At 68.8% G+C, this 224-nt stretch carries 1 protein-coding gene; it reads left to right on the top strand.

All coding sequences use genetic code 11. The features are described 5' to 3' along the window. On the top strand, positions 1 to 224 hold a 224-nt coding region (locus F0Q45_RS27345), incomplete at both ends, for a KR domain-containing protein (RefSeq protein WP_149656742.1).

Raw genomic sequence — 224 nt, 5'->3', positions numbered from 1 at the left:
TGGTGTCGCGGCGCGGCCCGGATGCTCCCGGCGCCGACGAGCTTGGGCAGCGGTTGACCGAGCTGGGCGCCGAGGTCACCATTGCGGCCTGCGACACCAGCAGCCGAGCAGAGCTGGCGGCGCTACTGGAGTCGATTCCTGACCAACACCGGCTCACTGCGGTGATCCATACCGCCGGCGTCCTGGACGACGCTGTGGTCACCGAGCTCACCGAAAGCCAACTG

Source organism: Mycobacterium simiae, from assembly GCF_008370645.1.
Lineage (GTDB): Bacteria > Actinomycetota > Actinomycetes > Mycobacteriales > Mycobacteriaceae > Mycobacterium > Mycobacterium simiae_A.
This window is presented reverse-complemented; position numbering and strand designations above follow the sequence as displayed.